This window comes from Ruegeria sp. AO1 (assembly GCF_056535985.1).
The window spans coordinates 1,077,913-1,090,458 of the sequence record NZ_JBQFJC010000002.1; the positions used below are offsets into that span (position 1 = coordinate 1,077,913).

The 12,546-nt window shown below is 60.4% G+C and carries 8 protein-coding genes; 5 read left to right on the top strand and 3 right to left on the bottom strand.

Going from position 1 to position 12,546, the window contains the following annotated elements; translation table 11 throughout:
- Positions 1 to 14: 14 nt before the first annotated feature.
- Complete coding sequence (locus tag ACR3FB_RS22975; RefSeq protein ID WP_480565654.1) at positions 15 to 3,752, bottom strand: beta strand repeat-containing protein; 3,738 nt, start codon at positions 3,750 to 3,752, stop codon at positions 15 to 17.
- Between the two features lie 358 nt (positions 3,753 to 4,110).
- Here ACR3FB_RS22975 and ACR3FB_RS22980 point away from each other — a divergent pair, with 358 nt between their 5' ends.
- Positions 4,111 to 5,067 (top strand): LysR family transcriptional regulator, encoded by a 957-nt coding sequence (locus tag ACR3FB_RS22980; protein ID WP_480565655.1) that lies wholly within the window; start codon positions 4,111 to 4,113, stop codon positions 5,065 to 5,067.
- Positions 5,068 to 5,085: 18 nt separating this feature from the next.
- On the opposite strand, the gene ACR3FB_RS22985 is transcribed toward ACR3FB_RS22980, so the two are convergent.
- Together ACR3FB_RS22985 and ACR3FB_RS22990 are read right to left on the bottom strand one after the other, a co-directional pair.
- Positions 5,086 to 5,787 carry a GntR family transcriptional regulator gene (locus ACR3FB_RS22985; protein WP_480565656.1) on the bottom strand — a complete coding sequence of 234 codons (702 nt, stop codon included), beginning with the start codon at positions 5,785 to 5,787 and terminating at the stop codon, positions 5,086 to 5,088.
- A 78-nt stretch (positions 5,788 to 5,865) separates the two neighbouring features.
- Positions 5,866 to 7,224 carry a formimidoylglutamate deiminase gene (locus tag ACR3FB_RS22990; protein WP_480565657.1) on the bottom strand — a complete coding sequence of 453 codons (1,359 nt, stop codon included), beginning with the start codon at positions 7,222 to 7,224 and terminating at the stop codon, positions 5,866 to 5,868.
- Between the two features lie 82 nt (positions 7,225 to 7,306).
- Here ACR3FB_RS22990 and hutI point away from each other — a divergent pair, with 82 nt between their 5' ends.
- The 4 genes from hutI to hutU are packed head-to-tail and all read left to right on the top strand — an operon-like array spanning position 7,307 to position 12,520.
- Positions 7,307 to 8,515, top strand: a complete 1,209-nt coding sequence (hutI, locus tag ACR3FB_RS22995; RefSeq protein ID WP_480565658.1) for an imidazolonepropionase — start codon at positions 7,307 to 7,309, stop codon at positions 8,513 to 8,515.
- A complete protein-coding gene (hutH, locus tag ACR3FB_RS23000) occupies positions 8,512 to 10,050 on the top strand; it encodes a histidine ammonia-lyase (protein WP_480565659.1) in 1,539 nt (512 codons plus the stop codon). The genes hutI and hutH overlap by 4 nt, the downstream gene beginning before the upstream one ends.
- Complete coding sequence (gene hutG / locus ACR3FB_RS23005) at positions 10,050 to 10,841, top strand: N-formylglutamate deformylase (RefSeq protein WP_480565750.1); 792 nt, start codon at positions 10,050 to 10,052, stop codon at positions 10,839 to 10,841. The genes hutH and hutG overlap by 1 nt, the downstream gene beginning before the upstream one ends.
- A complete protein-coding gene (gene hutU, locus ACR3FB_RS23010; RefSeq protein WP_480565660.1) occupies positions 10,838 to 12,520 on the top strand; it encodes a urocanate hydratase in 1,683 nt (560 codons plus the stop codon). Before hutG ends, hutU begins: the two co-directional genes overlap by 4 nt.
- Positions 12,521 to 12,546: the final 26 nt, after the last annotated feature.

A 12,546-nucleotide genomic window follows, 5' to 3' on the forward strand; every position in this document is an offset into this window, starting at 1 on the left:
CCGTCCGTTTTCGATTAAGCGACGAAGTCGTCTTCGGTCAGGTCGGTGGTGTTGACGCCCGCCAGACGGACCGAACCTTCGGTGCCGAACGAGATCACAGCGTCGTTGCCATCCTGAGCAATATTCACAGCGCCGCCGAAATCGGGGCCGAAGTCACCGAATTGCAACTGGTCTAGGCCGACTTCGAAGTCCTGGATCACGTCGTTTCCGAAATTCGCGCCGAAGGTGAAGGTATCCGCACCTGCACCGCCGATCAGGATGTCATTGCCACCCCCACCCGAGATCAGGTCATCGCCGTCACCGCCGCTGAGTTTGTTGTCCAGATCACTGCCGATGATGATGTCACCATCGCCGGATCCGATAACATTCTCGATCGACTGCAGAACATCGACTTCGATCTGGTTGTCGATGACGTCCTGACCGATGACACCCGTGCCTCCTGTGGCGTTTACGTCCAGAGTGGCGCCAGCATCGACCAGCGTGTCCTGTACAACCGGACCATTTGCGCCAGCCGGAGCGTTGTGCAGATGGATGGCCGAGACAACACCTGGGATCGGCGTGTTCAGGTCGGCCTCGTTCAGGCCCACAACGCTCAGCTCGCTGGAATAGGTCACCTCACCCGTGTGCAGGTTCTGCGTAATGACCACAGTCGCCTCGCCGGTGGCTTCGCTGTCCGAGGTCGGCCCCGGTTCCTGCGCCGCGTCCAGGCCGCCGCTCAGGGTGACGGTGCGGATGCCATGCTCGGTTTCGACACTGTCCACCAGCAGCTGCCCGCGGATTTCACCGCCGGGGAAGTCCGATGTGTGGATGTTGTAGTACAGGTTGTCCTGCAGCGCCTGTTCCACAAAGGCTGCACCATTGGCGATGTTCGCTCCGAACTGTCCGGGTGCAGAGACCACGGCGTCCTTGACCGAGACATTAAAGCCCGTATCGCGGGTTGCGGTGCCGTTGCCATTGGCGCCCAGGCGCACTTCGACCGCGACATCCAGATCCGAGAAGTCGGCTGTGTCGATGCCGTCGCCACCGTCGATGAAGTCTTTGCCCAGACCACCGGTCAGAACATTGTCCGCATCGCCAGCGATCAGAACGTCGTCGCCCGCGCCACCAACGATATTGCCGTTGGTGGTGCCCAGATCGACAAAGATGTCATCGCCAGCGCCCAGCAGGACGTTGCCGTTGATTACACCTTCGTCGTCATTGACGATGGTCACGTCACCCGCATACGAGGCGTCGATTGCATTGACCGTTCCGCGGATCTCACCTTCGTTCAGGATCGCCCCCAGAAGGTTCAGGCCACCGTCAACGCGGATACCTGCGGCTGCGTCCGAGGTCTCGGATCCTGCGATCAGGCCTTCGTTGACAACCACCCCGGCAAATCCGGCCTCGGACTGGCTGGTAAACAGGCGCAGACCGTCACCGACCTGATTGCCCTCAACCGCGTCGCCGCGACCTTGCAGGGAGCCTTCGTTCAAAACCGCAGCCGACACGATATCGCCTTCGACATCGCCGGTTTGCAGCGACACGGCTGAGCCGTAATTGCCCAAACCCGCATCAACCAGACCGGTGTTGTTGAAGGTATAGTTGTCGGCAGTGCCATCGGCATAGACGGTGCCATTGCGCTGATCGCCGGTGCCCAGGATTTCGCCTTCGTTGACGACCTCAAGCCCCTCACCATCGATGTTCACCGCACGGCTGTCCGACGTGACGGTTCCACGGTTCACAAACGAGCCGCCGGTGTGATCGCCAGTTCCGAAGTAGACGCCGTTTTGCACACCTGCGAATACGCCGCCTTCTTCGTTGACCAACTGGCCTTGGAAGTTGACGTTGTTCACCGCGCGGAATGCGCCGACGGTTCCGTTTGCACCTTCCGACAGGACTGTGCCCGCGTTGGTGATGGAGCCGGTGAACGTGCCAGCGTTGCCGACATTGCCGATCCGGATACCGTCGCCTGCGGCATTGGTGCCCGCTGCCGCGTTGCCCCGACCCTGGATAAGACCGTCATTGTTCAGCGTGAAAGCATTCTCACCTGCGATCTCGGCCCCAAAGCCCGAACCTTCATTGCCTTCACCCGCATCGACGACGCCGGTTTCTTTGTTGTTGAAGGTGAAGTCTTGCGCTGTGCCATCGGCGTAGACGGTGCCGTTGCGCTGGCTGTCGGTGCCGACAATCTCGCCTGCGTTGTTCACTTCCAACCCGATGCCGTCGATGTTGAACGCGCGGCTGTCGGACGAGATCACCCCGCCTTCGAGGTTGTTGAACACACCACCGGTGTGATCCGCGCCTTCACCGGCAACCGGGTTGCCGAAATAGACGCCGTTTTGCACACCAGAAATCTGGCCCGAGTTGTTGAACTCACCCTGGAAGGACACACCGTTGACGAAACGCACACCGGCAACGGTGCCGTTTGCACCCTCCGAGTCGATAGTGCCCGAGTTGTTGATGACCGCATCAGTGACGCCGATATTGCCCACGTTGCCGACTCGGATACCGTCGCCTGCCGCGTTGGAACCCGCCGCCGCATTGCCGCGACCCTGAATAGTGCCTGCGTTGTCCAGCGTGAACGAGGATGCGCCATCCGCAGTTCCGCCGATTTCAACGCCAAAGCCCGACCCTTCATTGCCTTCACCTGCGTCGATCGTGCCTGTGACCAGGTTATTGACTGCGAAATCATCGGCGGTGCCGTCGGCATAAACGGTGCCGTTGCGCTGGCTATCCGTACCAAGGATATCGCCGCCGTTCACTAGGTTCACACCGGTGCCGTCGATATTCACCGCGCGGCTGTCGGACTGGATCGTGCCGAAGTTCAGAACGTCCAGATCATGTGTGCCCTGACCGATGTAAAGCCCGTTTGCGGCCCCCTCGATCACCCCGGTCGAGGTGTTCAGGATCTCGCCCTCGGCGCTTGCGCCATCCGCGATGCGGATACCGGCTGCGGTGCCTTGCGTGCTTTCCGATGTGATCAGCCCGCTGTTGAGAATCTCAGTTTCGAGGATCGTGCCCTCGGCACCGTTGTTGATCCGGATACCGTCACCGGCCAGACCGGTGTTCGATGCTGCCTGACCACGGCCCTGAATGGTGCCGCCAAAACCGTTGAAGATATCGGTTTCCACACGGTCACCAACCTCATCGCCGATCTGAAGCGAGATTCCAGCGCCCTGATTGCCTTCACCGGCATCCACGGTTCCGCCCGTGAAGTTCGAGATCGAGATATCCTCGGCGGTGCTGTTTGTATAAATCGTGCCGTTGCGCTGATCTCCGGTGCCAAGGATGTCGCCGAAGTTGCGCACATCAATGCCCTGGCCCTGAATGTCCACAGCACGGCTGTCGGAGGAGATCACACCGCCACGGAAATTATCCAGGCTGCCCGAGCTGTCGGGACCCGCAAACTGAACACCGTTGAAGTCGCCCGAGATCTCACCGAAGTTGCGCACGGCGGCGCTGCCGGTGACCTGAACGCCTGTCGCCAGTGCATCGGGGCCGCTATTCGCCTCGATCACGCCCGAGCGGAAGTTGAACACGTCAACATCCTCGCCCTGCGCCTGAACGGCGGCGACGGCGTTATTGGTGACGATCTCGCCAAAGTTCAGCAGGCGTGAAAAGTCATTGGCCAGAACAAAGGCGGGCGTGTCATCCACGATCGTGTTCTGGAAGAAGTTGTTGAAAAGGGTTTGGCCGTCACGTGTGGTCTCTTGCGCCAGTGTTGACGTGGTCAAGAGACGGGCGCGCAGGCTTTCTACGAATTGGGACAGCATGGGTCACTCCGTCTGGTTTGTTGCGTGATGCAGGTGGCCCGTTCGATCGGGCAACCGACGCATCAAATCAGTAGGCCTGGCCCGTGGTCAGCGGAAATTCATGGTCCAAATTGGGGGTATAACCAACGCAAATACTCACGGGTTTCGTGAAGTCTTGGCTGGTCAGGGCCTTGATTCAAACGGCGATGCGATGGGAAAACGCGGGTCGCTCACTTATTTGATGACGAAGTTTCACCTATTTGTGACGAATTGTGGGGGTCAAATTCGCCTCAAACCGCTGTCCGGGCTTCTGAAACAGGGGGGCAGCGCGTAGTGTCACAGGTACCTTGACCTATTTGATTGTTTGAATTGCCCCGCCATGAACCTCAGAGACCTGGAATACGTCATTGCCATCGCCAAGCACGGCCAGTTCAGTCAGGCCGCATCGGCCTGCAACGTGTCCCAGCCGGCGATGTCCAACCAGATCAAGAAGCTTGAGCAGGAACTGGGGGCCGAGCTGTTCCTGCGCCTGAACAATGAGGTCCGCCCAACCGCCTGCGGTGCGCGGATCGTCGACATCGCAACCCGGATGCTGAATGACGCGCAAAAGATCCGCGACACAGCGACCGAGTTCCGCGACCCCGAGGCGGTGCCCTTCACCATCGGCATGACGCCCACGCTGGCCCCTTATTTGACGCAGTATTTCTCAGAGCTGTTCAGCACGTTGTTCCCGCGCATGCGGGTGACGATGATCGAAGACCTGCCGCAAAACATGTTGCAGATGGTCGAAGATCACACGCTGGATCTGGCGTTGGTGGCCAAGATCAACAACAGCGACGCGCTGGATTTCACCTCGATCTGGTCCGAACCTCTGTTTCTGGCACTGCGCGAGGGGCATCCGCTGCATACTCTGCCTTCGATTTCTGCCGATGAGGTGCCAGTGCATGATTTCATTCGTCTGCCCCACAGTTTTGGCTACGCGCTGGAAGAGCGGTTGCCAAAGCAGGATCCCTCCAGCCGTATCAGTAAGCGCTTTGATCTGACCGCGTTGCGGTTCGAGACGATCTGCCGTCATATCTGCCACTCTGACGATTGCACGATTGTCTCCGCCCTGGCGGCCGAGCAGTTCAAGCGGGATAACTGGCCGCTTTGCTTTATTCCGTTCGAAGGGCCGGGCCATCTGCGCGATCTCGGGGCGGCGACGCGGCCAAATTGCCCGCGCAAACCGATGCTGGCGCGGATCGGAGAATACATTCGCGAAAAACCCCCGATCGGAGTGATCCCGACCTATCAACCCGAGCACGTTGATCCGCCGAAACTGCCTGCGACGGCCTGATCGTGTTCGGCCAAAGGGTTAGTAGGTTGTCCGCATCTGATAACCTTGATGGAAGGTCATTCTGACGAATGTGACCGGCTTGCTTTGGAACCATGTCGTGCGTTCCAGTTGGAACAGCGGCGTGCCCGGTGGCACAGAAAGAAAGTCCTGCAACTGCCCGGTGGCCGGAACAGCCGAGAAGGCGATCTCAGCGTTGGAAAAGGGAACCTCGGACAGCAGCCATTCATTGGGGCCGGTGGTCAGAAAGCTCTCATTCACCACGTGAGGCACGGCATCGACACTGATCCAACGTTCTTCGAACTGAAAGGGGCGGTTGTCGGCGTGATGCATGCATTGAAGATGCAGGATTTGTACGCCTTCCTGCAGGCTCAGCTTGGCCTGTAGCCACGCGGGGCAGTCGATCTGCGTACGGCCGACAAGCGCATAGCGGTATTCGGCATTCATATCCTCGATCGTCTGGCGGACAACGGTGATCGGAAGTTTGGCCTGTTTGACCGGGGTCGTGACAACCCGGGTGCCGCCTTTTCGCTTACGAGTGATGATGCCCTGTTCCGCCAATTCGCGCAGCGCACGGTTCACGGTGGCACGGGCGCAGCCGAACTCGGCGGCCAGTTCCAGCTCGGTCGGTAGCAAGCTGCCTTGGGGCCAGATGCGGCTTTGGATGCGGTTGATCACCTCGTCACGGATATCCTGAAAACCGATATTCTTCTGTTCCGTCACGATCTGATCCCGTTTCCTCAATAAGCTTATTCATAATATGTATCGCAGGCGACCTTCGCGTAAAGAGGATGCCGAGCGTTACAAGTGAGGCAGTATCTCGGCTATGGCTTTTCTGTACCGCGTCACGATCTGGTCGCGTGCCACGTGGTGCCCCTCCTTGACCCTATGCCGCCCAGCCGACCAGAGGTCGGTCACAACCCTGTCCTGTGCGGCAAACACAAGCCCGTCCAGCAACTGGTCAGGTCGCAAAGCGCAAAGCGCCGGATCACTGCTGTCGATGGCAACGAGGTCGGCCAAAGCCCCCTCCAGGATCTGTCCTGCATTTCGACCCAGCGCTTGCGCTCCCCCCGTCGCGGCGCCGCAATAGAGAGTTTGTCCAACGGACCCTTCGCTGACCACCAGCACGTTGCGCGACAGGTCCCGCAGGCGTTGGGAGTATTCCAGCGTTCGAAGCTCCTCGGCAAGTGATATCCGGACATTGGAATCCGATCCCACGCCGAACGCACCGCCTGCAGTCAGGTAGACCGCGCCGTTGAATGGGCCGTCGCCCAGATTGGCCTCTGTGATTGGGCAAAGGCCAGCGACAGCGCCTGACGCCGCCAGTGCGCGCGTCTCTTCATCCGTCATGTGTGTGGCGTGGATCAGGCACCATTGTCTGTCCACCGGGGCGTTATCCAAAAGCCATTCGACCGGGCGCACGCCCAGGCCAGCCTGCACCTGCGCAACCTCTTTGGGCTGCTCGGCTATATGGATATGGACCAAACCAGTGTGATGGCTCAGCACTTCATTGAGATCCGAGGGTGAGGTCGCGCGCAGAGAATGTGGGGCAATACCGACCTGGATATCATCGGGAAGTGCCGCGCTGGCCGCTTTGGCCTCGTCTACCAGTCGGAGGAAACGGGTCACGTCGTTGCCGAACCGCTGTTGCCCGGGTTCCAAAGGCACTTCTCCGACCCCGGCATAGGAGTAGAGGACGGGCAGATGCGTCAGGCCGATGCCTGTTTCGACGGCGGCTTCCATGATGCGGTCGGACAGCTCGGCCAGCCGCTCATAGGGCGCGCCGCTGGGTTGATGGTGCAAATAGTGGAACTCTCCGACCGAGGCGAACCCGGCCTCCTGCATCTCCATATAGACAAGCGCGGCGATGGCGTGAATCTGTGCGGGCGTCAATTGTGCAGTGAAGCGATACATCACATTGCGCCACGTCCAGAAGCTGTCCCGCCCGGCGCGCCGATATTCGGTCATCCCCGCCATGGCACGCTGAAAGGCATGGCTGTGAAGGTTGGCGAGCGCAGGCAACAGGGTGTCGACTGTGACATCTGCGTCCAGCGCTTTTGCGCCTGCGACCACAGTGGCGATGTGTCCGTCTTTCAGATCCAGCCTGACATTTTCTGCCCAACCTGTTGGTAGCAATGCGTGCTTCGCGAAGATGGTCATTTGGCCCTCCATTTTATGGATAGACATAAAACATATTGGAATGTACTAGAAAAGAGAGAATTGCATCCACTGCGAGAATCAAATGCCCACAACCCACATCCTGAAGGACCTGAGCGTTGCAACCATGGCGGAGAATGGCGCGCCCTACGGGGTGATCGAGTCGGCGGCGATAGTGATCGAGGGCGATAAAATCGCATGGGTTGGACCGCAGGCCGCATTGCCCGAAACCTATGTCGGGTCGTCTGAGACGTCTTTCGCTGGGCGACTGGTCACGCCCGCTCTGATCGATTGCCACACGCATGTCATCCACGGCGGCCACCGCGCGGTCGAGTTCGAGATGCGTTTGAACGGGGCGAGCTATGAAGAGGTCGCCCGCGCCGGAGGGGGGATCATCTCGACCGTGACCGCCACGCGTGCGGCCAGTCTGGATGACTTGGTTGCGCAAGCGCTGCCTCGAGTGGATGCGATGCTGGCCGAAGGTGTCTCGGTCATCGAAGTGAAATCCGGCTACGGTTTGGATCGCGAGACCGAATTGACCATGCTGCGTGCCGCGCGGGCTTTGCACGACCACCGTCCGGTGCGTGTCAAAACCAGTTTTCTTGGCGCCCATGCCGTGCCGGTGGAGTTCAAGGGCAATCCGGACGCATATATAAGTGAGGTTTGCATTCCGACCCTGCGAGCCGCCCATTCCGAGGGGCTGGTAGATGCGGTGGACGCCTTCTGCGAAGGGATTGCCTTTCTGCCCGACCAGCTCGTGCCGTTGTTTGAAGCGGCGCGTGAGCTTGGCTTGCCGATCAAACTCCACGCCGAACAGCTGTCCAATCTCGGCGGCGCAAAGCTGGCGGCCAGCTATGGCGCACTGTCTGCGGATCATATCGAATACCTCGATGATGAGGGCGCGGTGGCGATGGCGCGCGCGGGCACGGTTGGTTTGATCCTGCCCGGTGCTTTCTATACCCTGCGCGAAACGCAATCTCCGCCTATTGATCTGCTGCGCAAGCACAACGTCCCGATGGCTTTGGCGACGGATTGTAATCCGGGTTCGGCCCCGATGACCTCTCTGCTCTTGGCAATGAACATGGGCTGCACGTTGTTCCGCATGACGCCTGAAGAGGCGCTGAAAGGCGTGACCCTCAACGCGGCCCGCGCGCTGGGTTTGCGCGATTGCGGCCAGATCGCACCCGGCATGCGCGCTGATCTGGCGATCTGGAACGTCGCTCGCCCGGCCGAGCTGTCCTATCGCATCGGCTTCAATTCGCTACACACTCGCATTTTCGGAGGCGCAGTTTGACCACCCTGACCCTTACACCCGGCGCTGTTTCTCTGGCGCAGTTGGAGCAGGTTTTCCGAGACGAATGCGCCGTGCAGCTAAATCCGGTATGCCATCCCGGCATTCTGGCTGCCCACGCGCGCATCGCGGATGCCGCTGCGGGTGAGGCCGCAGTCTACGGTGTCAACACAGGCTTCGGCAAACTAGCCAGTGTCAAGATCGCGGCAGAGGATACGGCGACCTTGCAGCGCAATCTGATCCTGTCGCATTGCTGCGGCGTCGGCCCTGCGATCCTGCGGGCGCATGCACGGTTGATGATGGTCCTGAAGCTACTCAGCCTTGGGCGCGGAGCCTCGGGCGTGCGGCTGGAGTTGATCACGCTTCTCGAGGCTATGCTGGCCAAGGGCGTCACGCCTGTGATCCCAGCACAGGGCTCGGTCGGGGCCTCTGGTGATCTGGCGCCGCTGTCGCATATGGCGGCTGTCATGATGGGCGAGGGTGAGGCCGAATATGGCGGCGAGGTCTTGCCGGGTGCTGAGGCGTTGGCGGCAGCTGGCCTGACGCCGGTGGGGCTTGGCCCGAAAGAGGGTCTGGCGCTGATCAACGGCACCCAGTTTTCGACCGCTTTTGCTTTGGCAGGGCTGTTTGGAGCCTGGCAAGCGGCGCAGAGCGCGCTGGTCACATCGGCACTGACCACGGACGCCATCATGGGATCCACGGCACCGTTGCAGCCTGAAATCCACAGCCTGCGCGGCCATCGCGGCCAGATTGAGGCCGCAGCCACGATGCGCGCCCTGCTGGCCGGATCGGTGATCCGCGAAAGCCACCGCGACGGCGATACACGCGTGCAGGACCCGTATTGTATCCGCTGCCAACCGCAGGTCGTCGGTGCGGCAATGGACGTGATCCGACAAGCCGCTACGACGCTTGAGCTTGAGGCGAACGCCGCCACCGACAACCCTCTGGTCCTGTCCGAGGCCGGGTTGATCGTTTCGGGTGGTAACTTTCATGCCGAACCGGTTGGTTTCGCCGCCGACATGATCGCGCTGGCTTTGGCCGAGATTGGAGCCATCGCCCAACGTCGCATTGCGCTGATCGTCGATCCGGTGCTCAGTTTTGATCTGCCGCCGTTCCTGACGCCCAATCCGGGGCTGAACTCAGGCCTGATGATTGCCGAGGTCACGACGGCGGCTTTGATGAGCGAAAACAAGCATTTGGCCAATCCTTGCGTGACGGATTCGACGCCGACCTCTGCCAACCAGGAGGATCACGTCAGTATGGCCGCCCATGGCGCGCGGCGTTTGGGTCAGATGGTTACCAATCTGGAGCGCATTCTTGGGGTCGAACTGCTCTGCGCCACGCAAGGGATCGAATTCCGCGCGCCGTTGCCCACCAGTGAAACGTTGCAAGGCGTGATGGCCCAGTTGCGCGCTGTGGTGCCGCATTTGGGGGACGACCGCTATACCGCGCCGGATATCGAGGCAGCCTCAATCCTGATTTCTGGTGGCGAGATAGCGCGAAACACAAGTGTTGCCATGCCGGAGCTGGGCGCGTGATGGATCCGTTTGAAGTCACCCGAGGCGACAGCCCCATCGTTCTGGGCCTGCCCCATTCGGGCACCTATGTACCGCCCGAGATTCAGGCCAAGCTGAACGCGCGGGGCAGGGCGCTGACGGATACGGATTGGCATATCCACACGCTCTACGACGGGTTGCTGCCCGGGGTGACGACGGTCCGCGCGAGTTTCCACCGATATGTGATTGATGCCAATCGTGATCCGTCGGGCGTATCGCTCTATCCCGGTCAGAACACGACTACACTGGTTCCGCTGACCGATTTCGATGGGAATGGGATCTGGGATCAGCCGCCATCCGATGCGGAAATCGCCGAACGCCTCGCTGCGTTTCATACGCCCTATCATGCCACGCTGATGGCCGAACTGGAGCGGGTCAGGGCGATCCACGGCATTGCGGTCCTCTATGACTGCCACTCGATCCGCAGCACCATTCCGTACCTCTTTGACGGAGTTTTGCCCGATATGAATCTGGGCACAAATAACGGCACGACCTGCGCGCCTGAAATCGAGGCAGCGGCCCATGAGTTTGCCGCTTCATCACCCTATAGCACCGTCTTGAACGGAAGGTTCAAAGGCGGCTGGACGACGCGCCACTATGGCCGCCCGGCCGAGGGTCTCCACGCCATTCAGATGGAGCTGGCCCAATCCTCCTACCTGAAAACCGAGCGCCCGCCATGGTCCTATGACGACCGTAAAGCCGAACGTTTGCGCCGCTGGCTGTTCGACAATCTGGACGCCGTCCAAGACACAGCATTGGAGCTTGCATCATGACCGACCCTCGCAAGAACACCCGTGATATCTATCCACCCACAGGCCCAGAGTTGAACACCAAAAGCTGGATGACCGAAGCGCCGCTCCGGATGTTGATGAATAACCTACATCCGGACGTGGCCGAAAACCCGCATGAGCTGGTTGTTTATGGCGGGATCGGGCGCGCGGCACGGACGTGGAGCGACTTTGATACGATCGTGGACAGTCTCAAGGATCTGGAAGAAGACGAGACACTGGTTGTGCAATCCGGCAAACCCGTGGCCATTGTGCGAACGCATGATGATGCCCCTCGGGTGCTGATCGCGAATTCTAACCTCGTGCCGCATTGGGCCAACTGGGATCACTTTAACGAGCTCGATAAGAAGGGCCTGATGATGTACGGCCAGATGACCGCTGGCTCGTGGATCTATATCGGCACGCAAGGGATCGTGCAGGGCACCTACGAGACCTTTGCCGAGGCCGGGCGCCAGCACTATGGCGGCGACCTGACCGGCAAATGGATCCTGACCGGCGGCCTGGGGGGAATGGGCGGCGCGCAGCCCTTGGCGGCGGTTTTCGCCGGGGCCTGCTGTCTGGCGGTCGAGTGCAACCCGGACAGCATCGACTTCCGCCTGCGTACCAAATACCTGGACGAAAAGGCCGAAACGCTGGACGAAGCGCTTGAGATGATTGACCGCTGGACCAAGGCGGGTGAGGCGAAATCGGTCGGCCTGCTGGGCAATGCCGCCGATATCTTCCCCGAGATTTACGCCCGGATGCAGGCCGGTGGCATGCGTCCCGATATCGTCACTGACCAGACCAGCGCCCATGACCCGGTCAACGGCTATCTGCCGCTGGGCTGGACTATGGCGCAGTGGAAGGACAAACGCGAAAGCGATCCCAAAGCGGTTGAAACTGCCGCGCGCGACTCAATGAAGCAACATGTCGCTGCGATGGTCGATTTCTGGAACGCGGGCGTGCCAACGCTGGATTATGGCAACAACATTCGCCAGGTGGCGCAGGATGAGGGGCTGGAAAACGCCTTTGCTTTCCCCGGTTTCGTGCCAGCCTATATCCGCCCGCTGTTTTGCCGCGGGGTCGGCCCGTTCCGCTGGTGCGCCCTGTCCGGCGACCCTGAGGATATCTATAAAACTGACGCCAAGATGAAAGAGTTGTTCCCCGAGAACACCCATCTGCACAATTGGCTCGACATGGCGCAGGAGCGTATTGCCTTCCAGGGCCTGCCCGCGCGGATCTGCTGGATCGGTCTCGGGGATCGTCACAAGGCCGGGCTGGCCTTCAACGAAATGGTCCGCACCGGAGAGCTAAAGGCCCCGGTTGTCATTGGTCGGGATCACCTCGACAGCGGGTCTGTTGCGTCACCGAACCGTGAGACCGAGGCGATGAGGGATGGCTCGGACGCTGTTTCCGACTGGCCGTTGCTGAATGCGCTGGTGAATACGGCGTCGGGGGCGACATGGGTGTCTTTGCACCATGGCGGTGGGGTCGGGATGGGCTTTAGCCAGCACGCGGGCGTAGTGATCTGCGCGGATGGCACCGATGCAGCGGCCAAACGGTTGGAGCGGGTTTTGTGGAACGACCCGGCTTCGGGCGTGTGGCGTCACGCGGATGCGGGGTATGAGGATGCTAAGGCTTGTGCCCGCGAACACGGGCTGCGGTTGCCGGGTATTCTGGGATAGGCCTCGGTCAGCGATCAGCGAATTGA